A 24,078-nucleotide genomic window follows, 5' to 3' on the forward strand; every position below is an offset into this window, starting at 1 on the left:
GCGATCAGGACATGAGCCTTACCAGTTCGACGCGGGAGCGGACGCCGAGCCGGCTGAAGATGTTGCGCAGGTGGTGCTCGACCGTACGCCGGCTGAGGAACAGCTGCTCGGCCACCTCCTTGTTGGTGGCCCCCTCGGCCACCATGCGGGCGATGCGCAGCTGCTGCGGGGTGAGCTGGCTCGTGGCCGCCGCCGGGGCGGGGCCGACCGGTTCGCCCGATGCGCGCAGCTCCGTCCGCGCCTGCTCGGTCCACAGGCGGGCCCCGTACCGTTCGAACGTCTCCAGCGCCGCGTGCAGGTGCGTCCTGGCCGCGCCGGGACGGCGGTCGCGGCGCAGCGCGCTGCCGTACAGCAGCCGCGTCCGCGCCGCCTCGAACTCGTGGCCGCCCTGCCCGTGCAGGTCCAGCGCCTCCCTGAACAGCTCGTCCGCCTCGCGCGGCGCCGCCAGCAGCGCGCGGCAGCGGGCGACGAGCGCCCGCAGGTCAGGGCTGCGCGTGCTGCCCACCCAGCCCTCCAGCACCTTCAGCGCCGCCTCGGCGCCCTCATGATCTCCGGTACGCGCGCACGCCTCGATCAGGTGCGGCGTCGCCATCACCCTGATCACCACATGCCGGCTGGTACGCCGCTCCGCCCGCAACCGCCCCGCCGCGTCCGCGGGCCGCCCTGCCGCCAGGTCGAGGCAGGCCAGCGCCCACGTGCCGATCGCGCCCGCGATGCCCAGGTCGTGCGCGCCGGCCAGGTCGATGGCCGCGTCCGCGCGGATCCTGCATGTCTCCTGATCGCCCTCCACCGCCGCCGTCATCGCCAGCCAGGCCAGGTGCTGGGCGGCCGTGTTGCGCTGGCCCGACTCCCTGGCCAGGTGGAGGCCGCGCGCCGCGGTGTCGGCGACCGAGGTGTAGCGGCCCGACCACACCTCCGGGTAGATCGCGTACTCCAGGAGCTGCGGCACCGCCGAGGCCGCCCCGCGCGCGCCGGCCGCCTCCAGCGCGCGGGCCGACAGGCGGTGGGCGGTGGCGTCCTCGCCCAGCAGCATGCTTGCCACGCCCGCCCACGCCAGCACGGACGGGTCGTCCACTGTGCCAGCCGGTGTTCCGGCCAGCTCCACCACCCGGCGCAGCGGGGCCGCCGCCTCCCGGTGCGCGCCGCTGAACGTCGCCGCCATCCCCTCCAGGTACTCGAACATCAGCTGCGCCGGCACCTGCTCGTCCGGGCGGCGCAGGGCGGCGGCCTGCCTGGCGATCGCGATGAACGCCCGGTTGTCGCCCGCCCGGTAGCTGGCGTCCGCCGCACGTACGAGGGCTCTGACGCCCAGCATGCGGTGGCTCTCCAGCAGCCAGGTCGCGGCGGCCAGCAGCTCCTCCCTGGCACTGCCCGTCTCGCCGCCGAGCAGCTCCAGGCTGCCGCGCAGCAGGCGTACGTGGGCGCGCACCTCGTTCGGGGCCCTCGCCAGGTCGTGCAGGCGGGCCAGGAGGGCGCGGGCCACCTGGGGGCGGCCCGCGATCCAGGCGTGCCTGGCCGCCGCGGCCAGCCGTTCGGCCTTCTCGGGGCGGTGCCCGCCGGTCAGCTCGGCCGCCCGCTCCAGCGCCAGGTACGGCTCGGGGTGGCCGCCCGGCGTACGGTCCTTGAGCGCCGCCGTGGCCAGGTCGTCGGCCAGCCGGTCCGGGCCGGCGTCCATGGCCCATGCGCGGTGCCAGGCGCTCTTGAGCTCCGTGCCTGCTCCGGCGAGGAGGCGGTGCGCGCTGCGGCGGCTGAGGAGGGTGGCGCCGTGGTAGGCGACGCCGCGCAGAGCCGGGTCGTGGAAGGCGTACCGGTCGCCGGCGGCGTACAGGAGGCCCGCCCGTTCGGCCGGCTCCAGCGCGGTGAGCGCGCAGCAGGGGCGGGCCGCCGCGATCAGCGTGGGCACGTCGATCTCGGGGTCGGCGGCGATCAGCACCAGCAGCCGCCGGGTCTCCTCCGGCAGCGCGGCCAGCCGGGCCGCGTGCTCCCGCCACAACCGGCCGTCCCTGGGCAGCGTCTCGGGCGGGGCGGCGACGCCGGCGAGCTGCTCGCGGGTGAGCGACCCGATCAGCTCGGTCAGCGCCAGCGGGTTGCCCCGGGCGACCTGGTCGAGCGCCGCCAGCAACTCCTCGCTGACCTCGCCGGGCGCGAGATCGGCGGCGAGCTCCCGTACGGCCGCCCGCTCCAGCCCGCCCAGCACCCGCACCGGCAACCCGGCCGCCCAGCCCTCCTCCGCACGCGCGCTGAACACCACCGCCACCCGCTCGCCCCCCACCCGCCTGCCCGCGAACGCCAGCACCTCGCGACTGGCGTCATCAAGCAGGTGAACGTCATCCACGCAGACGAGCACCGGCCGCTCACCGGCGGCCTCCGCCAGCAACGCGAGCACGGCCGCCGGCAACGCCAGCCCGCTCTCGGCGTTCCCGGGCGCGAGGACGGGAGCCAGCGCGCGAACCTGCGCGGCCGGTAATCGGGCTGCGGCTCCGGCGACGGGCCGCAGCACCTGGTGCAACCCGGCGTACGGCAACCGCGTCTCGGCCTCGACCCCTGACCCCCGGAGCACCAGGAAGGCGTCCCCGGCCAAGTGAGCGGCCAGGTCGAGCAACGTGCTCCTCCCCATGCCGGCCGCACCGGCCAGCACCAGCGCCCCACCACCCCCTTGGCGAGCGCCGTCGAGCAGCCGCCGCAGCGCCCGCTCCTCCGCACCACGACCACGCACCACCGGAACCCGCGCGACAGGGGACACGTCGTCCAGTGTTACGCGCAGATGTCAACCGGGAAAGGCCACAATCCCGATCACCGGGCGCGGCGCTCGCGGGGGCGCTTTCTGGAGAGGCGGTCGGTGAGGGTGGGGAGGAGGCCCTGGGGAAGGAAGAGGACGACCACGATGAGGACGAGGGCGTACACCGCGTACGACAGCACGCTCGGCGCGTACGACGGCATCCACGGCAGGGTGGCGAGGCTGTCGAGGCCCTGGACCAGCAGGGTGATGGCGGTGGCGCCCACCACGGCGCCCCACAGGGTGCCGAGGCCGCCGACCACGGCCATGACGATGTACTGGATGGAGATCAGCACGGGGAAGGAGCCGGGGGCGACGTAGCCGGCGTAGAAGCAGTAGATGCCGCCGGCCAGGCCGGCGAAGGCGGCCGACAGGGCGAAGACGACGAGCTTGTAGCGTCCGACGGGGATGCCGGACGAGGCGGCGGCGGTCTCGCTGGTGGCCAGGGCGCGCAGGGCGCGACCGGGGCGTGAGGTGCTCACGTTGTGGGTGACCAGCAGGACGAGGGCGAGGCCGCCCCAGGTGAGGTACGCGTACGCGGCGGCGCTCTCGGCCTGGAAGGAGCCGATGGAGAACTGCGGGATGGCCTGCAGCCCGATGTCGCCGCCGGTGAACTCGAGCTGCCCGGCCAGCGACAGCAGGATGAGCTGCATGGCGAGGGTGGCGAAGGCGAGGTGGTGGCCGCGCAGCCGCAGCAGGGGAGTGCCGATGACGAGGGCGGACAGGGCGGCGACGACGGGCGCGGCGATCAGGCCGGCGACCGGGGGCACGCCGCCGAGTGCGAGCAGCGCGGCGGTGTAGGCGCCGATGGCGTAGAAGGCGCCCTGGCCGAGCGAGACCTGCCCGGCGTACCCCATGAGCAGCGAGACCCCGACGGTGACGATGGCGGCGAGGCCGAGCAGGATGTAGACGGCGAGCGCGCTGTCGTCGAGCACGGCGGGCAGCGCGAGCGTGACGGCGGCGGCGAGGAGCCCGGCGGCGAGCCTGATCATACGGACTCCTGGGAGAGCGTGGTACGGCGGCTCGCCTGCACGATCATGACCACGATCATCAGCCCCAGCGCGACTTCGAGCTGGTGTGAGCCGTAGCCGTAGCCGGCGGCCATGGTCTCGGCGACGCCCAGCAGCAGCGCGCCGGCCAGCGCGATGACGGGCCTGGTGAGCGCGCCGAAGACGGCGGCGGCGAAGCCGTTGACGATGAGGGTGACGTCGGTGTCGAACGAGATCGGCCGCAGCGGCGTCACCAGCACTCCTGCGATGCCGCCGAGCAGCCCGCCGAGCGCGAACGCCAGCAGCCCCATCTTCCTGACGTCGATGCCGACGACGCGGGCGGCGTACGGGTTGGAGGCGCACGCGGTCAGCGCCTTGCCCAGGTAGGTGCGCCCGAAGAAGAGGGCGAGCAGCACGAACGTGACCGCGGTGACCCCGATGACCAGCAGGTACTGGGTCTGGATGCGCGCACCGAGTATCTCCACGGAGCCGGCCAGCCCGGGCGCGGAGCGCGGCTGGTCGCCCCACAGCACGATCTCCACCGCGTACGCCAGCACGCCCACCCCGAGCGTGACGATCAGCGACGACAGCGGCGTGGTGCCGGGCCTGCCGATGGCGGCAAGGCCGGTGAGCAGCCCGGCCAGCGCGGCGGCGAGCACGGCGGCCACCTCGCTCACGCCGTGCGGGAACCCGAGGCCGAGCAGCGACGACGTGCACAGTCCCGCGACGACGGCGAAGGTGCCCTGGGCGAAGTTCACCACGCCGGTGACGCGGTGGATGGTGACCAGCCCGCTCGCGATGAGCGCGATGGTGCAGCCGACGGCCAGGCCGTTCAGCAGGTACGTGAGGAACGCGCTCATGTGATCGCCCCGCCCAGGTAGGCGCTGGCCACCCGCGGGTCGTCGGCCAGCTCGTCGCACGGGCCCTCGGTCACCAGCCGCCCGGACTCCAGCACGTACGCCCGCGAGCACAGGTCGAACGCCAGCCGCGCGTTCTGCTCGATGAGCAGCACGGTCAGCCCGTGGGAGCGGTTCAGCTCGGCGAGGTGGGCGGCGAGGTCGGCGGTGACGTTGGGGGCGAGCCCGAGCGACAGCTCGTCCACCACGAGCGCGTCGGGCTCGGACATCAGCGCCCGCCCGAAGGCGACCATCTGCTGCTCGCCGCCGGACAGCACCCCGGCCCGCCGCCCGGCCAGCTCGGCCAGGCGGGGCAGCAGGTCGTAGACGAGGGCGGGGTCGCGCCGGCCTGAGCGCCAGCCGCCGAGCACCAGGTTGTCGGCCACGGACAGGTCGGGGAAGAGCTGGCGGCCCTCGGGGATGAGCGCGAGCCGGCCGCCGATCCGCACGCTGCCCGAGGCGGGCCGCAGCAGCCCGGCGAGGGTGTTGGCGAGCGTGGACTTGCCGGCGCCGTTGGGACCGAGCAGGGCGACCATCTCGCCCTTGGCGGCGGTGAGCGTGAGGTGTTCCAGCGCGGTCGCGGTGCCGTAGGAGACCACCAGGTCCTGGACGTCGATCATGACGCCTGCCCGAGGTAGGCGGCGAGCACCAGCGGGTCGGCCCTGACCTCGGCGGGCGGGCCGTCGGCGATGACCTGGCCGAGGTCGAGGACCACGACCCGGTCCACCAGCCGGGTCACGAACGCCACGTCGTGCTCGATGAGCAGGATCGTCAGCCCGTCGGCGCGCAGTTCCTCCACGAGCGTGGCGAGCCGCTCGCGCTCCTCGCCGCGCAGGCCGGAGGCGGGCTCGTCGAGCAGCAGCAACCGGGGCCGCGCGCACAGGGCGCGGGCGAGCTGGAGCGCCCGCTGCTGGCCGATGGGCAGCCGGTCGGCGGGCCGGTCGGCCCACTCGGCCAGCCCGACGCGCTCCAGCGCGCGGTCGGCGGCCTCGCCGATCTCGCGCTCGTCGTGCCGGTGCCGCGGCAGCCGCAGCGCGGCGGAGACGAACCCGGCGTCGGTACGCCCGTGCGCGCCGACCATGACGTTCTCCCTGACCGTCATGCCGTGGAAGACGCGGGCCGCCTGGAAGACGATCGACATGCCGAGCCTGGCCCGGCGGTGCGGCGGCAGCCGGTCCACCCGGCGGCCGAGGAAGGAGATCTGGCCGTGGTCGACCGTGAGGTGCCCGGTGATGAGGTTGAACAGGGTGGACTTGCCCGCTCCGTTCGGGCCGATGACGCCGCAGACCTCGCCGTCCGCGACGTTCAGCGACACCTCGCGGACGGCGTAGACGCCGCCGAAGGAGCGGGAGACGCCGGTGACCTCCAGCACGCCTACCCCAGCGCCGAGACGGTCTTGGCGAGCTGCTCCTTGGCCCACTCGGTCGGGACGAACTTGCCGTCCTTGACCGTGTTGACGGAGATGTACTCGGGGGACAGGCCGGAGTGGTCGGTGGCGGAGTACTGGAAGCGGCCGTTCGGCGTGATGAGGTCCATCGTCTCCAGCGCCTGCTGGATCTTGGCCTTGTCGGTGCTGTTCGCCTTCCTGATCGCCTCGAACAGCAGCAGCGAGGCGCTGTAGCCGTCCTGCGCGAACTGCGGCGGCGGGTAGCCGTGCTTCTCCGCGTACGGCTTGGCCATCTGCTCGATGACCTGCTTCTGCTTGCCGTCGGGCAGGTGCTCGCCCACGACGCCGATCGCGCTCTGCACGGTCATGCCCTCGGCGGCGGCGCCCATCGGCTCCAGCCACAGCTTGCTGGCCTGCGAGGCGGTCAGGAACAGCGGGGTCTTCAGGCCGGAGGCGACGTACTGCTTGGCCGCGGTCACGCCGGGCGCGCCGGAGCCCCAGAACACCAGGGCCTCGGCCTGCGACTCGCGCACGTGGGTGAACATGGGGCTGAAGTCGGAGGTCGTGGTCTCGTACGGCTCGTCCACGGCGATCGTCACGCCGTACTTGGGCGCCAGCTCCACCATCGCCTCGTGGCCGGAGACCGAGTACGCGCTCTTGGAGTCCCAGCCGACCGCGATGGTCTTGATGCCCTCGGCCTGGATGTACTGCAGGAAACGTTCGGCGTACATGCTGGACAGGGCGGGGGTGACGAAGATGTGCTTCTTGATCGGCTCGACCTGCTCCTGCGCGGGGGCCAGCGACAGGTACGGCATCTTGTCGCGCTCCGCCAGCGGCTCGATGGCCAGCGCCGAGTTGGAGAACACCGGCCCGATCAGCGCGTCGATCTCGCCCTTGATCTGGTTGTAGGCCACGATGCCCTGGTCGGGGGCGGTCTTGTCGTCCCTGGTGACCAGCTCGACCTTGCGGCCGAGCAGCCCGCCCTGGGCGTTGACCTGCTCGACGGCCAGCTCGACCGCCTTCTTGTCCTCGCTGCCGAGCGGCGTGTAGTTGCCGGTGAGCGAGACGATCAGGCCGACCTTGATCGGGTCCTGACCGCCCGATCCGCCGCCTCCGCCGTCACCACTGCCCCCGCAAGCGGTGAGCGTGAGTAGGAGACAAGCCAGCGACGGTAGAAGCCTGCGCATCAGGACCTCCAGGACCGGGCGATGTGGAGCCGACAGTAGGCAGGTACATTACGGCTGTCAACAGATTGCCGAATATCGGGAGACACCCGCAATGAGGCCTCAATCGGTGATTCTGACCTTCCTCGGCGATTACGTATACGGCCACGGGATCTGCGTCTCCTCGGGAAGCTTCATCGAGGCGTTCGGCAAGGTCGGCATCTCGGAGGAGGCGACCCGCTCGACGCTGACCAGGATGGTCGGGCGCGGCCTGCTGCGCCGCCAGCGGTCGGGCCGGCGCATGTACTTCGGGCTCACCCCCACCAGCACCGAGGTGCTCAAGGACGGCGAGCGGCGCATCTGGCACAGCGGCGTGGTCAACGACAGCGGCGCCGACCAGTGGACGCTCATCGGCTTCTCGCTGCCCGAGTCGTGGCAGCGCCAGCGGCACGAGCTGCGCTCGCGGCTGGTCTGGGCGGGCTTCGGGCCGCTGCAGAACGGCCTGTGGATCGCGCCGGGCGAGGTGGACGCCGCCGGCGTCATCGAGGACCTGGACGCCAACGTCAAGGTGTTCGCCGCCGAGCCCCGGCAGCCGACCGACATGCAGGCCCTCGTCCGCGACGCCTACGACCTCGAAGGGCTCGGCGAGCGCTATCGGGAGTTCCTGCGCCGCTGGGACCAGGCCGACCCCGCGCCCGACGCCCCCGATGACCTCGCCCGCTCCCTCATGCTGCTGACCGGCTGGCTGCAGATCATCAGGACCGATCCGCGGCTGCCGCTGCGCTACCTGCCGCACGACTGGCCGGCCGAGAAGGCGCAGCGCGTCTGCCACTCGCTGCACGAGCGGTTCAGGCCGCAGGCGGCGCGGATCGTGGCCGATCTTCTGGACACCGTCCAGGATGAAAGTTGGGCAGAACGGTGACAGCGGTCGCAGAGTGGCCTAACTTGAGGGCTTGAGCGTCAAGGAGTGCCGATGCGGAATCAGGGGATTGGCTCGTGGCCGGCGCGCAGGGCACGCATGACGCCCGACAGGGTGGCGGTGTCGTACCGCGGGCGCGAGCACACCTATCGTGAGCTGCTCGAACGCGTCCACCGGCTGGCCTCCGTGCTCGGCGTGCGGCGCGGCGACCGGGTCGCCTTCCTGGGCGCCAACCAGCCCGCGATGGTGGAGACGTTCTTCGCCGCCGGCCTGCTCGGAGCCGTGTTCGTGCCGCTCAACACCCGGCTGGCCGAGCCCGAGCTGCGCTTCATCCTCGACGACGCCGAGGCCGCCGTGCTGGTGCTGGGCGAGGAGCGCGACGGCGCCGGGCTGCCGGGCCGGCACGTGGGCGGCGCCGCGTACGAGGAGCTGGTCGCGTCCGGCTCGCCCGAGCCGATCGACGAGCCGGTGAGCCAGGACGACGTCTGCCTGATCATGTACACCTCGGGCACCACGGGACGCCCCAAGGGCGCCATGCTCACACACGCCAACCTCACCTGGAACGCCGTCAACCTGCTCGTGGACGTGCCGCTGGCGCACGACGAGGTGGTGCTGATCAGCGCCCCCATGTTCCACATCGCGGCGCTGGCGCAGACGCTCATCCCGTGCGTGCTCAAGGGCGGCAGGGCGGTGCTGGAGCCGTCGTTCGACGTGGAGCGCACGTACGACCTCATCGAGCATGAGCGGGTCACGGTGATGTTCGGGGTGCCGTCGATGTTCGGCTTCCTCACCCGCTCGCCGCGCTGGCCCACCGCCGACCTGTCGAGCCTGCGGCACCTGCTGTGCGGCGGCGCGCCGGTGCCGGAGCCGCTGATCAGGACGTACCAGGAGCGTGGGCTGACGTTTCTGCAGGGATACGGCATGACGGAGACCGCGCCAGGGGCGCTCTTCCTCGGCGCCGAGCACTCCGTGGACAAGGCGGGCAGCGCCGGCGTGCCGTGCTTCTTCTCCGACGTCCGGCTGGTCGCCCCCGACGGCTCGCCCGCCGCACCGGGACAGCCGGGCGAGCTGTACGTCCAGGGCCCCAACGTGATGAGCGGCTACTGGCGGCGGCCGGAGGAGACCGCGAAGGTGCTGTCGGAGGACGGCTGGTTCCGCTCCGGCGACGTCGGCGTGGCCGACGAGGACGGCTACGTGCGCATCTCCGACCGCATCAACGACGTGATCATCTCCGGCGGCGAGAACATCTACCCGGCCGAGGTCGAGAGCGCCCTGTACGAGCATCCCGCCGTCGCCGAGTGCGCCGTGATCGGGGTGGCGGACGAGCGGTGGGGCGAGGTCGGCAAGGCCCTGGTCGTGCCCCGTGCCGGGGTCACGACGAGCCCCGACGACCTGCTCAAGCACCTGGACGGCCGCCTCGCCCGCTACAAGATCCCGAAATATCTGGAATTCGTGGCTGACCTGCCCAAGAACGCGGCGGGCAAGCTCCTGAAGGCCCCGCTGAGAAAGCTCTACGGAGGAGGATGATCCATATGCGTACCTCACCGCCCTTCCGCGCCGACCATGTCGGCAGCCTGTTGCGTCCACAGGAACTGCTGCGCGCCCGCGAGACCCTGAAAGGTGACGAACTGCGCGCCGCCGAGGACGCGGCCATCAGGGAGGTGGTGCGCAAACAACGTGACGCCGGCCTGCAGAGCGCCACCGACGGCGAGTTCCGCCGGGCCTCCTGGCACATGGACTTCATCTATCAGCTCGGCGGCATCGGTCAGGCCGCCGACGAGCAGATCACCGTGCGCTTCCACAACGAGCAGGGCGACATCGAGTTCACCCCCGCCGCGCTGCGCGTGCACGACCGGATCAAGCTCGACACGCCGATCTTCGCCGACGACTTCGGGTTCCTGCGCGACACCGTCGGCGAGGGCGTCACGCCCAAGCTGACCATCCCGTCGCCCAGCATGGTCCACTACCGGGGCGGGCCCGCCGCCATCGACCCCGAGGTCTATCCCGACGTCGAGGAGTTCTGGCGCGACCTCAGCGCCGCCTACGCCGAGCAGGTGCGCAGGATCGGCGCGCTCGGCTGCACCTACCTGCAGTTCGACGACACCAGCCTGGCCTATCTCAACGACCCCGCCCAGCGCGCCGAGCTGGCCGGGCGCGGCGACGACGCCGAGCACATGCACCTGCGCTACATCAAGCAGATCAACGCCGCGCTCGCCGCCAAGCCGGCCGGCATGACCATCACCACCCACATGTGCCGGGGCAACTTCCGCTCCTCCTGGGCGGCGTCCGGCGGCTACGACTTCGTGGCCGAGGCGCTGTTCAACGAGCTCAATGTGGACGGCTTCTTCATGGAGTTCGACGACGAGCGCTCCGGCGGCTTCGAGCCGCTGCGGTTCGTGCCGCCCGGCAAGATGGTGGTGCTCGGGCTGGTCACGACCAAGCGCGGCGAGCTGGAGTCGAAGGACACGCTCAAGCGGCGCATCGACGAGGCCGCCAAGTTCGTCGATCTCGACCAGCTCTGCCTGTCGCCGCAGTGCGGCTTCTCCTCCACCGTCGAGGGCAACGAGCTGACCGAGGAGCAGCAGTTCGCCAAGCTGCGGCTCATCGTGGAGACCGCCCAGGAGGTCTGGGGCTGACGTTCTGGGCTCCCCCTCGGGCGCGAGGGGGAGCCGGTCAGAGCGTGACGACCGTGCCAGTGAGCCTGGCCTGCTCGGCGGCCCAGACCACGCGGTGCGTCATCAGGCTCTCGGCCGCGTCGGTGTGCAGCGGCGACGGGTCGCCCGACGCCACGGCGGCGAGGAAGGCGTCGGTGAGCCCCTCGTCGCCGCCCCCGTGCCCGTCGGCCGCCGAGGGCCCGACGGTCTCGTCCAGGCTCAGTGTCTCCTCCGTGCCGGTGCGGAAGTCGACCACGCGCAGGGTGGCGCCGTCGCCGTCCATGTAGCCGTGGGTGCCGAACAGGCGGGTGCGGCGGTGCTCCATCGGGGTGAACGCGCTCATGGTGAACGAGCAGGTGCCGCCGTCGTCGAACTCCATCAGCACCTCCTGGTGGTCCACGACGTCGTTGTCGCAGGCGTAGACGCAGCGTCCGTAGGGGCCGGTGCGCAGCGCGTCCAGCACGTCCTCCTCGGTACGGCCCGGCGTGACGGCGCCGAGCGGCCAGAACTCGCTGTCGGGGTCGCCGAGGCAGTCCAGGTAGAGGCGCTTGGCCGAGTACGGGCAGGTGGGCTCGATCGGGCAGTCCAGACACCGGTCGGCGGCGCCCTCCGGCCGGTCCTCGGCGCGGAAGTGCGACAGCGAGCCGAACGACGACACCCGGGCCGGCGGCCGGCCGAACAGGTGCACCAGCCAGTCCACGTCGTGGCAGGCCTTGGCGAGCAGCATGGGCGCCGAGGTGTCCTGGCGCCGCCAGTGTCCGCGCACGAACGAGTGCGCCTGGTGCCACCAGCCCACCGGCTCCAGGTGCTGCACGCTGATGAGCCGCCCGATGCGCCCCTCGTCCAGCAGCCGCTTCACCAGCCCGGTGTAGGGGGTGTAGCGCAGCACGTGGCAGACGGCCAGCATGACGCCGTTGCGCTCGGCCGCCTCGGCGATCATGGCGGCCTCACGCTCCGTGGTGGCCATCGGCTTCTCCAGGAGAATGTGGTAACCGAGGTCCGCCAGCGTCACGGCAGGGTCGGTGTGCATCCTGTCCTGGGTGGCGATCACCGCCGCGTCGGCCACCCGCCCGGCCGCCGCCAGTTCCTTCCAGCCCGGCAGCGCCAGCTCTGGAACGATCCCGAACTCCGCCGCGAACGCCGCCCTGCGCCCCGGATCCGGCTCGGCCACCGCCACCACGCGCCCGGCGCCCGTGGCGTGCGCGCGGCGCGCGTAGGTCAGCCCTCGCAGGCCGCCGCCGACGACGGCTAGAGTCACCTCAGTCATGGAACCTTCCCCGACTAAATATCATGGAGACCACAATTATTCGGCCTGGGAAAGCTGACAGCAAGGGGGGCGGATGGCCGCGGAGATGAGCGGCGGTGACCTGTCACGGCTCCGGCAGCTCAACGCGCTGGCCGTGATCAAGGCGTTGCAGGGCCAGGACTCGCTCACCCTCACCGAGGTCGCCAAACGCACGGGGCTGTCGCGCGCCTCGACCGAGGACGTCGTGCGCGAGCTGCTGCAGAAGGGCTGGGTGACCGAGGCGGGCGCCACCGCCGGCGGGGTCGGCCGCCCGGCCAGGCGCTACCGGTTCAGGGCCGAGGCGGGCCGGGTGCTCGGCGTCGACATCGGCGGCCACAAGATCCGCGCGGTGGTCGCCGACCTCGACGGCACCGTGCTGCAGAGCGCCAGGGTGCCCGTCGCGCCGGAGATGGGCCGGCTCGAACGCCTGGAGGCCGTGGACAGGGCCGTGACGGAGTGCCTGGAGGGCGCCGGGCTGACCGGCGGCGAGATCTGGGCCTCGGGCGTCGGCACGACGGGCCTGGTGGACGGCGCGGGGCGGGTGCTGCTGTCGGAGGCGCTGCCCGAGTGGACCGGCGTCGACCTGGCCGCCCACGTACGCCGCCTGGCCCCCGCCCCCGTGCTGGTGGAGAACGACAGCAAGCTCGCCGCCCTGGCCGAGTGCTGGCGCGGCGTGGCCCGCTACGCCAAGGACATGGTGTTCCTGCTGGCCGGCCTGCGCACCGGCGCGGGCCTGGTGATCGACGGCAAGCTGCACAGGGGCTTCGCCAACGCCTCGGGCGAGATCGGCGCGCTGCCGGTGCTCGGCTGGATCAGGGCCCAGGAGCACCTGAGCGCCGCCAATGGTGAGGCGGGCGGGGAGGCGGGCGACGTCTTCGCGGCGGCGCGGGGCGGCGACAAGGCGGCGCTGGCCGCGGTCCGCCGCTACGTCAAGGACCTGGCGCTGGGCGCGTCGGCGCTGGTGCTGACCCTGGACCCGCAGATGGTGGTGGTCGGCGGCGGGTTCTCGCGCTCCGCGGACGTGCTGATCGAGCCGCTGAAGCGGGAGCTCGACCGCTGGTGCATCCGCACGCCCGAGGTGCGCATGTCGGCGCTGGGCGACGAGGCGGTGGTGCTCGGCGCCGTACGTCTCGCGCTCGACGACGTGGAGGACCGGGTGCTCGACGGCAGGAGCCCGCTCGTGAGCCATCTGTAACACGGCTTGCTCTTGAAAACAATTTCACTGGACTCCATGATTACTCCCACGTTCTAGGAGAGGACATGGGAGATGTGGAAGTCGGCACGGAGCGGTGCGGCCCTCCTCTGCGCGGCACTGCTCGCCTCCGCGTGCGGCGGCGGTGGGCAGGCCGGCGCGGGCGCGCAGTCGCAGGACAAGGTGACCCTCTCGTACGGCGTCTGGGACGCCACCCAGCAGGAGGTCATGAACGAACTGGCCGCGGAGTTCACCAAGACGCACCCGGACATCGCGGTCAACGTCCAGCTCACCCCCTGGGCCGACTACTGGACGAAGATGAAGGCCGCCGTCAGCGGCGGCGCCGCGCCCGACGTCTTCTGGATGAACGGCCCCAACTTCCAGCTCTACGCCTCCAACGGCGTCATCGCGCCCATCGAGGAGCAGGTCGACACCTCCGTCTACCCCAAGCCCCTGGTGGACCTCTACACCTACGAGGGCAAGCTGTACGGCCTGCCCAAGGACATGGACACCGTGGGCGTCTGGTACAACAAGACGCTCTTCGACGCCGCCAAGGTGAAGTATCCGGCCGACGACTGGACCTGGGACGACTTCAAGCAGGCCGCCGCCAAGCTGACCGACCCCGCCAAGGGCGTCTACGCGATCGGCGCCCAGCTCACCAGCTTCCAGGAGTACCAGTACCCGACGATCTACCAGGCCGGCGGCCACGTGATCTCCCCCGACGGCAAGAAGTCGGGCTACGACGACCCGAAGACGATCGCCGGCCTGAAGTTCTGGACCGACCTCATCGCCGCCAAGCAGTCGCCCGACCTCAAGACCATGACCGACACGGGCCCGCTGCAGCTCTTCGAGGCCGGCAAGCTCGCGATGTACTGGGGCGGGTCGTGGAACGTGGCCGAGTTCAGCAAAAACGAGTACACCAAGGACAAGGTGGACGTCGCCCCGCTGCCCAAGGGCGAGCAGCAGGCCACGATCATCCACGGCGTCGCCAACGTGGTGTCGGCCAAGACCGAGCACCCCGAGCAGGCGTGGGAGTTCGTCAAGTTCCTCGGCTCCCAGCAGGCCGCCGACCTCCTCGGCAAGAAGGGCCCGATCCCGGCCTACAACGGCACCCAGGGCGACTGGGTCTCGGCGCACCCCGAGTGGAAGCTCCAGTCGTTCCTCGACGCGGTCTCCTACGCGGTGCCGTACCCCGTCTCCAAGAACACCGCCGCCTGGCAGGAGGCCGAGCTGACCCACCTGACCAAGGCGTGGACCGGCGAGGTGCCGATCGACCAGGCCGCGAGAGAGCTGGCTGCGGCGATGAACGACCTGCTGGCCAAGGAGTGACGTGACCACCACCGCCGAAACCCGGCGGCCCGCGCGGGCGGCACACGCGGCGAAGCGGCGCGGGCTCCGCGCCGAGGCCCTGTGGGGGTACGCGTTCATCGCCCCCACCGGGCTCGGCCTGGCGATCTTCTACCTGTGGCCCGTGCTGCAGACCGCCTATTTCTCCTTCACGGAGTGGGGCGCGTTCGGCGGGCACACGTGGACGGGGCTGGACAACTACACCCGCCTCTTCGCCGACCCCCAGGTGGGGCAGGCGGTGCTCAACACGCTCACGTACACCGTGCTCGGGCTGCTCGGGATCCCGCTCGCGATCGTGTTCGCCGCCCTGCTCAACCGGCCGGGCCTGCGCGGGGTCGCCCTCTACCGCACGGCGTTCTTCCTGCCCGTGGTGACCATGCCGGTCGCGGTCGCGATGCTCTGGCGCTGGCTCTACAACGGCGACTACGGCCTGGTGAACCAGGTGCTGGCGCTGGTCGGCATCGACGGGCCCAACTGGATCGCCGACCCCGCGACCGCGCTCTACGCGCTGGTCGTCGTGGGCGTGTGGAGCAGCGTCGGCTACAACCTCATCATCTTCCTGGCCGGCATGCAGGGCATCCCCAAGGAGCTGTACGAGGCCGCCTCGCTCGACGGCGCCGGCCCCGTGCGGCAGTTCTTCACGATCACCCTGCCGATGCTGTCGCCGACCGCGTTCTTCATCTCCATCGTGTCGGTGATCGGCTCGCTCCAGCTCTTCGACCTGGTCTTCGTCATGACCGGGTCGGGGCAGGCGGCGCGGGCCAACCCGGCGTACTCCCGGCTGCAGACCGTCGTCCAGCTCTTCTACGAGCGGGCCTTCGTCACCAACGACCGCGGCTACGCCGCCGCCATCGTGATCGCGCTGCTGGTGCTCATCGCGGCGCTGACGATCCTGCAGTTCAGGCTCCAGCGGAAGTGGGTGCACTATGTCTGAGCGGCGCCGCCCGCTGGGCCTGCACGCGGTGCTCATCGCCTCCTCGCTGGCGATGGTCGCGCCGTTCGTGTGGCAGGTCATCACCTCGCTCAAGACCCTGAGCAGCGCCACCGCCGTGCCGCCGACGTTCCTGCCCGAGGGCCGCTGGGACAACTACGCCAAGGTGTTCGACCTGCTGCCGTTCGGCGAGCAGTTCCTCAACACCGCCGTCATGGCGGCGGGGCGGGTCGCGGGCCAGGTGCTGTTCTGCTCGATGGCGGCCTACGCCTTCGCCCGGCTGCGCTTCCCCGGCAGGAACGTGCTGTTCGGGGTGTTCCTGTCGGTGCTCATGGTGCCGCCGCAGCTGTTCGTCATCCCGCAGTACCAGATCATGTCCTCGCTCGGCTGGCTGAACAGCCTCCAGGCGATCATCGTGCCCGGGCTGTTCAGCGCGTTCGGGGTGTTCCTGCTGCGGCAGTTCTTCCTCGCGCTGCCGCGCGAGATCGAGGAGGCGGCGCGGCTCGACGGCGCGGGGCCGGTCCGCATCTACTGGTCGGTCATGCTGCCGCTGGCCCGGCCAGGTCTTGTGGCGCTGGGCATCCTCACCCTGCTGTGGGCGTGGAACGACCTGTTCTGGCCGCTCGTCGTCAACACCGACCCCGAGAAGATGACGCTCTCCGCCGGGCTCGCGTCGTTGCAGGGGCAGTACCAGACCGACTACCCCGTCCTCATGGCCGGCTCGCTGCTCGCCTCGCTGCCGGTGATCGCGGTGTTCGTCTTCCTGCAACGCCAGTTCATCCAGGGCATCGCGCACACGGGCAGCAAGGGCTGACCGCCCGCCCGCTGGAGTCCCCGGCGGGCGGGCGGCCTGCGCTGGTCAGCGGAGGACGATCGTGGTGAGGGCGCGCGGCGCGAGCGTCACCGCGTTCCCGTGCACGCTCACCGGGGTCATCGAGCGGGCCTCGTCCGTGACGTACGCGGCCGCCCGGCCCCGCACGCCCTTCCACGCGATCGGCGCGGTGCCCGTGTTGAGCGCGACGACCACCCGCGAGCCGTCGCGGTTGCGGAACGCTGAAACTTTCAGCGCCGGATCGGCCGCCCCGGCCTCCAGCCGGACCGCGCCGGGCCGGATGAACCGGCTGTAACCGGCCAGCGCCCACAGCCGCTTCGACACGTGGTACTCGCCGGCCGCGTCGTCGAGCTGCAGCAGCGCCCTGGTCGCGCCGCGCGAGCCGCCCAGCCAGTAGACGTACGCGCTGACGCCGCCCAGCGTGAGCGCGTCGTGCACGGCCTGGGCGATCGTGATGCCGTCATAGCCGCTGCCGTCGTCCCACGCCTCGTTCCAGGTGTCGCCGTTGGGGTTCCACTCCGACATCCACGTCTTCCTGGACGTCGGCAGCGGGCCGTCCACCGGGCTGGCGTAGGTGTGTCCTGTGTGCGTCTTCACCCAGCGCCGCGCCTCGGGATCGGCCTCGATGGCCGCCGTGTACGCCTTCGCCTCCCGCCAGCCGAACGAGTCGCAGCAGACCACGTTCGTGCCCCTGGCGATCGGCCCCAGCACCTTGACGAACGCGGCGGCCTGCTCGGGGGTGAAGCGCATGGACGCGTACGAGGCCGTGTAGTCGGGCTCGTTCGTGAAGCCCAGGTCGGTGATCCTGATGCCCTCCTTGGCGTAGAACTTCGTGTAGGCCACCAGGTACTTCGCGTACGCGCGCTGCCACTCGGGCAGCAGCGTGCCGCCGTTCTTGTCGTCGCCGTTGTCCTTCATGTAGCCAGGGGCGCTCCAGGCGTCGGCGAAGAACCGCTCGACACCGTACCGCTGGGCCTCCTTGGCCACCCAGACCTGGCTGTTGTCGTCGCCGTCCCACACGTAGTCCGGCTTGGCGTCCGGGCCGCCCGGGTCCTCGGGCTGGATCGAGACCATGTGGTCGTACGGGCTGCCGGCGGGGGAGGAGCCGATGCCGAGCCGCAGGATGCTGAGGCCCGCACCCTTGCTCCGGTGGAACCACAGGTCGAGCACCTCGCGCTGCTGGGCCGGCGAGAGGGCTTTGAGCAGCTCGTTGCGGCGGAACGCCTGGGAGATGCCGAAGCCGTCGATCTCCTGGTGCCGGACGCGTTCGTTCAGGGAGATCGCCGGTTGCGGAGCCGGGTGGCCGGGGTGGACGGCGGGGAGGCCGAGCAGGCCGATCGCGATGATCCCTCTTAACATGGCGCCTCCGAAAATTTCGGAATCGTGACGATACATTTCGTCGATCGCCGAGAAACGTAAGCGTTCATGGCGGGCTCGTCAACCATGTGTCAACCCGCGCGCAAAAGCACGGCGGCCCCCGGGGTCTCGCCGGGGGCCGCCGTGGCGCTCATCCACGAACCGGAATTCGCCTGTGGAACGATTCTGGTAAGACGAAAAGACCGGTGATCAGATCTGGCGCGCTTTCCACACGGTCAGGCCGTACTTTTCCGCCACCGGCCGCCACGTCCGCACGAATCGCGTCTTCGCCTCGTGAGCCGCCTTCGACCAGTCCAGGCCGCGCCGGTAATCGGGGTGGTCCCTGCCCACCCCGGGGCAGCCGTCCGCCGCCAGCTTCCTGGCCCACCTCAGGAACGCCAGATCGGCCTGGTACGAGGCGTCCAGCGCGGTCACCAGGGCGTCCCGCAACTGCGCCCCGTCCGGCAGCGCCGACACCGTCAGCCTCCTGGCGGCGGTGAGCTGCCTGCGGCGGGCGTTCGTGATGTCCTTGATCGTGTCCAGGCCGGCGCGCTCGCACAGGACGGCTTCGTCGATGGCCTCGGTGAGGTCGGAGCGGGAGGAGTTGCTGCTGGACAGCAGCTTCTCCAGCTCCTGAGCCTGCCGCCCGGCCTCCTTGCCCGACCCGGCCTGCTCTTCTGCCTGCTCTTCAACAGGTTCTTCGGCCTGCTCATCGGTCTCGTCGGTCTCGTCGTCCGTCTGGGCGCCGGCGTCCGCGGCGGCGTCGCCGGTCGCCAAGGCGGGGTCGGCGTCGTCGGCGGGGGTGCTCTCCCAGACGGGCGGGGGGACGTCGGCCTGGTTCGTGCCGGCGGGGCCGCCGGAGCCCGCCGCCGCGCCGCCCGTGTCGGTGCGCCCTACGACGAGCCACCCGGTCAGGGCGAGGACGAGCAGGGCCGCCACCGCGCCGACCAGCACGGGCGCGCGCCGCCACGCCGGGGGCTCGGCGGGTAACCGCTCGGGCTCCCAGTCCAGGTACGGCGAGGGCGCTGGCCGGTCATCGGGCGCCACCTGCGGGGCCCGGCAGCGGGGGCATGGGGAGAGGGAGCCCACGTGCGCTCCGCAACGCCCGCACGGGCGGCCCGACCCTGATCCGTACGCCACAGCACCCTCCCGGCAGTATCGCGAGAAAACGGGACAAAAAGGGGTGTGCTTGATTTGTCGGTGGTTCCGGCATTTCGTACTACGGACGAGAGACTATTTGATAACAACCCTCTTTCGCAGCATTCGCCGCCCACAAGATCTGCCGTCCTCGAGAAAGGCCGGCACCGCACCGCCCGCCATTTTCGACAGCGATTTCCGTTATCGCGTGAAGTGGAGGGTACGGCCGTCCGTGACGTGCGGCGGGTGCAAGGGCGCGCCCGGGGGAGCGGGGTCGGGGCTGATGACGAAGCTGCCGCGTAACAGGGTGTAGGTCATGGGTGCCCCCTCCGAGCGGATGGCCGGCCCCCGAACCGTCGCCTGCGGAGCGTAACTCGCATAAGGGGCACGCCGCTAGCGGTAGACGGCGACGGCGGCCTCCGCGACCAGCGTGTCCACGATCTCCACCAGCTCGCCCACGGGCGATGCGGCGGAGGCGGCGATCTCGCGCAGTCTGGCGACCAGCCGGGCGGCCGGCTGGTCGAGATAGAGCTCGCCCTCCAGGCGGAGCACCGCGACCAGCCCGCACAGCCCGGCGCAGCGCGCGTCCGGCGTCTTCCAGCCCTCGACCGCCGAGCGCACCCCGGAGGACGCGCGGACGACGGAGGCGATGTCGGCCAGCTCGTACCGCGTGTACGGCAGCATGCCGAGCCGCCGCCCGGTCACCCGTACGAGCACCCCGGAGCCCAGCAGCTCCTCCCTGGTGCGGTCGTAGATCCCGCCGGCCGCGGCCCCCTTGATGAGCGCGACGGGGCCGGGATTGAGCAGCGGCTTGACGGGCCCGGTGAGCAGCCGGTCGAGCAGCGCGGCGCCGGCCAGCCCGAGCGCGAGCGACGCCGGATGGACGTACGGTTTGCCGGTCTTGTCGTGGGCGATGAGATAGAGGTCCTGGTGCAGCGGCAGCCGGTCCATGCAAGTCTCCTCAGCGGCGGTCGGATCCGGCGGGCATGCCGCGCAGCGTGGGGCGGCGGCCGAGCGCGTACAGGGTGATGAGCGCCAGCGCGCCGAGGCCGAGCCAGACCAGGCCGAGGAGCTGGGCCAGGAGGTTCGCGTTGATCACGACGAAGACCAGGATGCCCGCGCCGATCAGCGGCGAGATCAGGTGGGCCCAGAGCCGGTCGGAGCCGGAGCGCAGCGCGTAGTGCACGATGACCGACACGTGCAGGACGATGAACGCGACCATGGCGCCCATGTTGATCAGGCTGCTGAGCAGGGCGACCCCGTCGGCCCGGGTGGCCGCCCAGATGCCGACGCCGATCGACAGCAGGCAGCTCAGCAGGATCGCGTTGGACGGCACCGAGTGCCGTACCGAGACCTTGGCGAGGAACGAGGGGAGCTGACGGTCGCGGGCCATCGCGTACAGCAGCCGCGAGACCGACACCTGGGCGACCATGGTGTTGACCAGGCCCCAGGACAGCGCGGTGGCGGCGGTGGTGACGTGCCTGAGCCACTCGCCGCCCGCGACGGCGGCGGCGTCGTAGAAGGCGGTGTCGCTGGGCTGGTCGAGCAGCCCGGCCGGGTCGGGCACGAGCAGCGCGGCCACCCAGACCTGCGTGATGAACAGCACGCCCGCCAGCAGCAGCGCGACCCGCATGGCCCGGCCGACCTGGGCGGAGCCGCCGGTCGACTCCTCCACCAGCATGGAGATGCCGTCGAAGCCGAGGAAGGACAGCACGGCCACCGACACCGCGGCGAACATCACCGGCCAGGCGAAGGTCTCGGCGTTGAACAGCGGCGTGAGGCTGAACCCGCGGCCCGCGCCCCGCAGCAGCGCCCAGACGCCGACGAGCAGGAACAGGGCGAGCACGGCCAGCTCGATCGCGATGAGCACGCGGGTGAGCTGGACCGTTATCCTGATGCCGCGCAGGTTGATCGCCGTGTTGACGGCGACGAAGCCGATCAGCCAGGCCCAGACGGGGACGCCGGGCACGCTGTCGTTCATGGCGATCGAGGCCACCAGGTAGAGCAGGCAGGGCAGCAGGATGTAGTCCAGCAGGATCATCCAGCCGGTCATGAACCCGACGGGGGGAGCGATGCCGCGCCCGGCGTAGTTGTAGACCGAGCCGGACAGCGGGAACGCCTTCACCATCTGCGCGTACGAGGCGGCGGTGAACAGCAGCGCGATCATCCCGACGAGGTACGCCAGGACCGGCATACCACCGGATTCCGAATAAACATTCCCGAAAATCGCGAAAGGTGCGATCGGTACCATGTATGCCAAACCGTAGAAAATGAGGTCGGCGAGGCCGACCGTACGGTGTAACTCCTGGCGGTAGCCGAACTGCTCGATGTTCTGTTGTGCGCGCACGACAGGCGTCTCCAGTCGTCCTGCGAGGGGCTGGGGTCCGACTGGTGATCCTTTCGCAGCGCGGGTGCGCGTCGCAAGAGTGCGTGGAGTGAATCACGTTAATAGTGAAATGTCGCGCCTGTAGCACATTACTTGCGCGTAACCCCGACAAATGCCGCCTTAATGGCTCATGTGGCGATTTCGGGGCGGAGCCTGGCCGTACCCGAGGACGCCCATCATCCCCTGCTCCTGGTGGTAGAGATTGTGGCAGTGGAACATCCACTCGCCCGGGTTGTCGCACTCCACGTCCACGCTCAGCCGCTCGCGCGGCTTGATGTTCACCGTGTCCTTGCGCACCCCGCGCCGCTCGCCCGCCCGCAGCTGGAAGGTGTGGCCGTGCAGGTGCATCGGATGCCACATGGGCGACTGGTTGTCCATGACGATCCTGATCGTCTCGCCCTTCTCCACCCGCACCCGCAGCGGGTCGGCGGCCAGCCGGTCGTTGAGCGTCCACTCGTTGCCCGACGGCCGCATGCCGAGCGTCACCGTGACGGTCCTGCCCGGGCGGGGCAGCGCGTCGGCCCTGCGCGGCCGCAGGTCGGCGTAGGCGAGCAGGCGCCGCTCCAGCTCCGGCACCTTGACGTCGCGCGGCGGCCGGCGCGCGCCCGGCGTCGTCCTGACGATCGCGAACGCCCGCGCCTGCTTCCCCTCAGCCAGCGCGACCAGCGGGAACGCGCCCGCGCCCAGCCGGGTGACGAAGTCGTAGCGCTCGCCCATGCCGATGAGGAACGTGTCCACGGTGGCGGGCGCGCACGGGAACCCGTCGGTGTGGGTGATCGTCATGCGGTGGCCGCCGAGCGCCACCCGGTACGCCGTGTCGGCCGCCGCGTTGATCACCCGGAACCGCACCGTCCGCCCAGGCCGGCTGGCGAACACCTCGGGCGCCTCCGCCATCCGGCCGTTGACCAGGTGGTACGGATGCCGCACCTCGCCGGTGACCCCGCCGAGCAGGTCGCTGCGCAGCGTGTCGTCGTGCTCGGTGCTGGCGTTGAGCCGCCTCAGCGCGTCGTCGGGCGTGCCGTCGATCCCGTCCAGCCAGTCGTCGAGCAGGACCACGAACTCCTCGTCGTAGCCGAGCGGCTCGCGCGGGTCGGCCACCACGAGCGGGCCGTACAGGCCGCGGTCGTTCTGCATGCCGACGTGCGAGTGGTAGAAGTACGTGCCGGGGTCGGGCACCCGGAAGACGTAGTCGAAGGTGCGGCCCGGCTTCGTGGGCGCCTGGGTGTAGCCGGGGGCGCCGTCCATCCTCGGGTCGATCCTGATGCCGTGCCAGTGCACGGTGGTCTCGGCGGGCAGGTCGTTGACGAGCCTGGCGCGCACCATGCCGCCCGCCGTCGCGCGGATGATCGGCCCCGGCACCGTGCCGCCGTACGTCCAGGTCGCGACCTTGCGCCCGCCCAGCGAGACGGTCGCGGGCCTGGCCCGCAACACCGTGCCGCGCGCCGGCCCCCTAGGACGGCTTCGCCGGTCGGCCGTGGCGACCTCGGTCAGCGCACTCGTCGCGACGGCGAACGTACCGGTGAACAGCAGCCGGCGGGAAAGACCCCCGCCGGTACCCCATGCCGAACCATTCACTACAGATCCCCCCATCCACCTCGCAAGGTAACGGAGAGTGATCGCGAAAGCCCGTACGCCACGCTGATCGGGAGCCCCTGGCCGCGTGCCCCCTTGTCGGAGCGGCACCCTCGACCTATCGTGTTAATCGATTCACATCGGCCGAGCGCCGTACGGCGACCATCACCCCACCTCCGACCTGCTCGCCCAGATCCGCCGCCACCAATTACCCCATAATCCCATAGGGAATGCTAGGTTATTCGACTAACATGAGACCCACAGCGCGACAAGTGGCCGAGCTGGCGAACGTGTCAGTGGCGACCGTCTCCTACGTGCTCAGCGGCCGCGACCGACCCGTGGCCGCCGAGACCAGGCAGCGGGTGCTCGACGCCGCAAGGCAGCTCGGCTACACCCCCAACCAGGCCGCGAGGAGCCTGCGCAGGCGCCGCACCCAGCGCGTCTGCCTGGTGCTGAGCACGTTCGGCGGCGTTCCCACCGACGAACGGCTGGCCACCGACCTGCACGAGATGGCCGACGCGCGCGGCTACTCCGTGGTCACGCTCGCCGTCTACTCCGAGGCGAGGGCGAAGGCCGCGATCGAGATGCTGCGCGGTGGCATCGCCGACGGCGCCCTGATCAACGTGGTCGGCGACCACCTCGCCCACGACCTGCTCGCCGGGCTGGCCGCCACCGGGCTGCCGATGGTGGTGCTGAGCAACGAGAGCGGGCTCGAAGGCTGCGACGTCGTCCGCACCCCGGAGACCGAGGCCAGCGCCGAGGCCGTCGAGCACCTGCTGGCCACCGGCCGGCGGCGCATCGCGTTCATGGGGCAGCGGCACGAGCTCTACCGCGACCGGCCGGCCGGGCGGCTGCTCGGCTACCTCACCGCCCTCGACCGGCACGGCGTCACCGACCGCGTCGTCACCGGGGGCGCCGACGACCGCGTGGCGGCGTACCAGACGGCGACCGAGCTGCTCGGCTCGCCCGACCGGCCCGACGCGATCTTCGCCGCCGCCGACCGGGCGGCGATCAGCGCCATCGCAGCCGCCAGGGACCTCGGGCTGAGCGTGCCGGGCGACGTCGCGATCGTCGGGGTCGGCAACATCGACGAGGGTCTCATCACCAATCCGCAGCTCAGCACCGTCGGCCCGCTGCGCCACGACTACACCGACGTCGTACGCCTGCTCTTCGACCGCCTCCAGGCCGATGAGCCGCCGCCCGCCCGCGAGATCGTCCGGTCGTGGACCTTCGTGCGGCGGGGCTCGTCCTAGAAG

20 protein-coding genes are annotated in these 24,078 nt (G+C 71.4%); 8 read left to right on the forward strand and 12 right to left on the reverse strand.

Translation table 11 applies throughout. The features are described 5' to 3' along the window. Positions 1–4: 4 nt before the first annotated feature. From ACFFR3_RS39330 to ACFFR3_RS39355, 6 genes are read right to left on the reverse strand one after another with little or no spacing between them, the layout of a single operon-like run. Positions 5–2,743 (reverse strand): AAA family ATPase, encoded by a 2,739-nt coding sequence (locus ACFFR3_RS39330; RefSeq protein WP_364369034.1) that lies wholly within the window; start codon positions 2,741–2,743, stop codon positions 5–7. Positions 2,744–2,793: 50 nt separating this feature from the next. After that, a complete protein-coding gene (locus ACFFR3_RS39335) occupies positions 2,794–3,768 on the reverse strand; it encodes a branched-chain amino acid ABC transporter permease (RefSeq protein ID WP_364369037.1) in 975 nt (324 codons plus the stop codon). Next, positions 3,765–4,625: a branched-chain amino acid ABC transporter permease gene (locus ACFFR3_RS39340; protein ID WP_345399569.1), complete on the reverse strand. Its 861-nt coding sequence runs from the start codon at positions 4,623–4,625 to the stop codon at positions 3,765–3,767. Before ACFFR3_RS39340 ends, ACFFR3_RS39335 begins: the two co-directional genes overlap by 4 nt. Then, the gene (locus ACFFR3_RS39345; protein WP_345399572.1) at positions 4,622–5,281 is read right to left on the reverse strand and encodes an ABC transporter ATP-binding protein; all 660 of its coding nucleotides are present in this window, start codon (positions 5,279–5,281) and stop codon (positions 4,622–4,624) included. Before ACFFR3_RS39345 ends, ACFFR3_RS39340 begins: the two co-directional genes overlap by 4 nt. Further along, the gene (locus ACFFR3_RS39350) at positions 5,278–6,033 is read right to left on the reverse strand and encodes an ABC transporter ATP-binding protein (RefSeq protein WP_345399575.1); all 756 of its coding nucleotides are present in this window, start codon (positions 6,031–6,033) and stop codon (positions 5,278–5,280) included. Before ACFFR3_RS39350 ends, ACFFR3_RS39345 begins: the two co-directional genes overlap by 4 nt. Before the next feature lie 2 nt (positions 6,034–6,035). Further along, positions 6,036–7,235 (reverse strand): ABC transporter substrate-binding protein, encoded by a 1,200-nt coding sequence (locus ACFFR3_RS39355; protein ID WP_379484773.1) that lies wholly within the window; start codon positions 7,233–7,235, stop codon positions 6,036–6,038. Between the two features lie 106 nt (positions 7,236–7,341). On the opposite strand from ACFFR3_RS39355, the gene ACFFR3_RS39360 reads away from it, so the two are divergent. The 3 genes from ACFFR3_RS39360 to ACFFR3_RS39370 are packed head-to-tail and all read left to right on the forward strand — an operon-like array spanning position 7,342 to position 10,766. Next, complete coding sequence (locus ACFFR3_RS39360; RefSeq protein WP_364369044.1) at positions 7,342–8,133, forward strand: PaaX family transcriptional regulator; 792 nt, start codon at positions 7,342–7,344, stop codon at positions 8,131–8,133. A gap of 51 nt (positions 8,134–8,184) precedes the next feature. Next, complete coding sequence (locus ACFFR3_RS39365; protein WP_379484774.1) at positions 8,185–9,657, forward strand: acyl-CoA synthetase; 1,473 nt, start codon at positions 8,185–8,187, stop codon at positions 9,655–9,657. A gap of 5 nt (positions 9,658–9,662) precedes the next feature. Next, a complete protein-coding gene (locus ACFFR3_RS39370; protein ID WP_345399593.1) occupies positions 9,663–10,766 on the forward strand; it encodes a 5-methyltetrahydropteroyltriglutamate--homocysteine S-methyltransferase in 1,104 nt (367 codons plus the stop codon). A gap of 37 nt (positions 10,767–10,803) precedes the next feature. Here ACFFR3_RS39370 and ACFFR3_RS39375 read toward each other — a convergent pair whose 3' ends face one another. Then, entirely contained in the window at positions 10,804–12,051 is a 1,248-nt protein-coding gene (locus ACFFR3_RS39375; protein WP_364369050.1) for a Gfo/Idh/MocA family protein, read from the reverse strand. A 73-nt stretch (positions 12,052–12,124) separates the two neighbouring features. On the opposite strand from ACFFR3_RS39375, the gene ACFFR3_RS39380 reads away from it, so the two are divergent. The 4 genes from ACFFR3_RS39380 to ACFFR3_RS39395 all read left to right on the forward strand — a co-directional run bounded on the left by ACFFR3_RS39380 (position 12,125) and on the right by ACFFR3_RS39395 (position 16,353). Further along, a complete protein-coding gene (locus ACFFR3_RS39380; protein ID WP_379484775.1) occupies positions 12,125–13,264 on the forward strand; it encodes an ROK family transcriptional regulator in 1,140 nt (379 codons plus the stop codon). 72 nt (positions 13,265–13,336) lie between these two features. Beyond that, positions 13,337–14,590 (forward strand): ABC transporter substrate-binding protein, encoded by a 1,254-nt coding sequence (locus ACFFR3_RS39385; protein WP_379484776.1) that lies wholly within the window; start codon positions 13,337–13,339, stop codon positions 14,588–14,590. Position 14,591: 1 nt separating this feature from the next. Further along, entirely contained in the window at positions 14,592–15,542 is a 951-nt protein-coding gene (locus ACFFR3_RS39390; protein ID WP_364369059.1) for a carbohydrate ABC transporter permease, read from the forward strand. Beyond that, positions 15,535–16,353 (forward strand): carbohydrate ABC transporter permease, encoded by an 819-nt coding sequence (locus ACFFR3_RS39395; RefSeq protein WP_345399611.1) that lies wholly within the window; start codon positions 15,535–15,537, stop codon positions 16,351–16,353. The genes ACFFR3_RS39390 and ACFFR3_RS39395 overlap by 8 nt, the downstream gene beginning before the upstream one ends. A gap of 45 nt (positions 16,354–16,398) precedes the next feature. Here ACFFR3_RS39395 and ACFFR3_RS39400 read toward each other — a convergent pair whose 3' ends face one another. The 5 genes from ACFFR3_RS39400 to ACFFR3_RS39420 all read right to left on the reverse strand — a co-directional run bounded on the left by ACFFR3_RS39400 (position 16,399) and on the right by ACFFR3_RS39420 (position 22,825). Further along, complete coding sequence (locus tag ACFFR3_RS39400) at positions 16,399–17,730, reverse strand: glycoside hydrolase family 30 protein (protein WP_364369062.1); 1,332 nt, start codon at positions 17,728–17,730, stop codon at positions 16,399–16,401. A gap of 207 nt (positions 17,731–17,937) precedes the next feature. Further along, positions 17,938–18,816, reverse strand: a complete 879-nt coding sequence (locus tag ACFFR3_RS39405) for a hypothetical protein (protein WP_379484777.1) — start codon at positions 18,814–18,816, stop codon at positions 17,938–17,940. A gap of 441 nt (positions 18,817–19,257) precedes the next feature. Further along, a complete protein-coding gene (locus tag ACFFR3_RS39410) occupies positions 19,258–19,815 on the reverse strand; it encodes a GOLPH3/VPS74 family protein (RefSeq protein WP_345399621.1) in 558 nt (185 codons plus the stop codon). 10 nt (positions 19,816–19,825) lie between these two features. Beyond that, complete coding sequence (locus ACFFR3_RS39415; protein WP_379484778.1) at positions 19,826–21,211, reverse strand: APC family permease; 1,386 nt, start codon at positions 21,209–21,211, stop codon at positions 19,826–19,828. Between the two features lie 159 nt (positions 21,212–21,370). Further along, the gene (locus ACFFR3_RS39420) at positions 21,371–22,825 is read right to left on the reverse strand and encodes a multicopper oxidase family protein (RefSeq protein ID WP_364369071.1); all 1,455 of its coding nucleotides are present in this window, start codon (positions 22,823–22,825) and stop codon (positions 21,371–21,373) included. A gap of 248 nt (positions 22,826–23,073) precedes the next feature. On the opposite strand from ACFFR3_RS39420, the gene ACFFR3_RS39425 reads away from it, so the two are divergent. Further along, on the forward strand, positions 23,074–24,075 hold the full coding sequence (locus tag ACFFR3_RS39425; RefSeq protein WP_345399636.1) for a LacI family DNA-binding transcriptional regulator: 1,002 nt from the start codon (positions 23,074–23,076) through the stop codon (positions 24,073–24,075). The last annotated feature ends 3 nt before the right edge of the window (positions 24,076–24,078 follow it).

The organism is Nonomuraea salmonea, from assembly GCF_042428605.1.
Classification (GTDB): Bacteria; Actinomycetota; Actinomycetes; order Streptosporangiales; family Streptosporangiaceae; genus Nonomuraea; species Nonomuraea salmonea.

Coding starts and splice junctions, on each gene's coding strand:
- ACFFR3_RS39335 (WP_364369037.1), bottom strand. CDS start 3,768: ATGATCAGGCTCGCCGCCGGGCTCCTCGCCGCCGCCGTCACGCTCGCG.
- ACFFR3_RS39340 (WP_345399569.1), bottom strand. CDS start 4,625: ATGAGCGCGTTCCTCACGTACCTGCTGAACGGCCTGGCCGTCGGCTGC.
- ACFFR3_RS39345 (WP_345399572.1), bottom strand. CDS start 5,281: ATGATCGACGTCCAGGACCTGGTGGTCTCCTACGGCACCGCGACCGCG.
- ACFFR3_RS39355 (WP_379484773.1), bottom strand. CDS start 7,235: ATGCGCAGGCTTCTACCGTCGCTGGCTTGTCTCCTACTCACGCTCACC.
- ACFFR3_RS39365 (WP_379484774.1), top strand. CDS start 8,185: ATGCGGAATCAGGGGATTGGCTCGTGGCCGGCGCGCAGGGCACGCATG.
- ACFFR3_RS39370 (WP_345399593.1), top strand. CDS start 9,663: ATGCGTACCTCACCGCCCTTCCGCGCCGACCATGTCGGCAGCCTGTTG.
- ACFFR3_RS39375 (WP_364369050.1), bottom strand. CDS start 12,051: ATGACTGAGGTGACTCTAGCCGTCGTCGGCGGCGGCCTGCGAGGGCTG.
- ACFFR3_RS39380 (WP_379484775.1), top strand. CDS start 12,125: ATGGCCGCGGAGATGAGCGGCGGTGACCTGTCACGGCTCCGGCAGCTC.
- ACFFR3_RS39385 (WP_379484776.1), top strand. CDS start 13,337: ATGTGGAAGTCGGCACGGAGCGGTGCGGCCCTCCTCTGCGCGGCACTG.
- ACFFR3_RS39395 (WP_345399611.1), top strand. CDS start 15,535: ATGTCTGAGCGGCGCCGCCCGCTGGGCCTGCACGCGGTGCTCATCGCC.
- ACFFR3_RS39400 (WP_364369062.1), bottom strand. CDS start 17,730: ATGTTAAGAGGGATCATCGCGATCGGCCTGCTCGGCCTCCCCGCCGTC.
- ACFFR3_RS39410 (WP_345399621.1), bottom strand. CDS start 19,815: ATGGACCGGCTGCCGCTGCACCAGGACCTCTATCTCATCGCCCACGAC.
- ACFFR3_RS39425 (WP_345399636.1), top strand. CDS start 23,074: ATGAGACCCACAGCGCGACAAGTGGCCGAGCTGGCGAACGTGTCAGTG.